At 43.0% G+C, this 453-nt stretch carries 1 protein-coding gene; it reads left to right on the forward strand.

Translation table 11 applies throughout. The features are described 5' to 3' along the window. A partial coding sequence (locus tag ACTD9P_RS29895) for a response regulator aspartate phosphatase (protein ID WP_498371986.1) occupies window positions 1–453 on the forward strand: 453 nt, incomplete at both ends.

Below are 453 nucleotides of genomic sequence, written 5' to 3' on the forward strand. Positions count from 1 at the left end.
ATTCGAAGGTTCAGCATCCCGGACGCCGAGTACTTGCGGAGAGAAATCAAAGAAGAGCTTGCAGGCCTGGAAGAAGATCAGGATCTTCATCTGTACTATTCTCTCATGGAATTCCGCCACAATCTGATGCTCGAATACCTCGAACCGCTGGAATCGCAGCGGATAGAAGAACAGCCGAGACTATCGGATCTGCTCGCGGATATTGATAAAAAGCAGGCCCGGCTGACCGGACGGCTTGATTATTATTTTAATTTTTTCCGGGGGATGTATGAGCTGGATCAGCGGGAATATTTGTCGGCTATAAAATTTTTTAAAAAGGCTGAGACGAAACTCTCATTTATTAAGGATACTATTGATAAAGCCGAGTACTTTTTCAAGATGTCTGAAGTCTACTACTATTTGAAACAAACGTATGTATCTACCGATTACGCAAGGCAGGCATATGAAATATAT

The sequence above is a fragment of the Pseudomonas onubensis genome, assembly GCF_965653655.1.
GTDB lineage: Bacteria > Pseudomonadota > Gammaproteobacteria > Pseudomonadales > Pseudomonadaceae > Aquipseudomonas.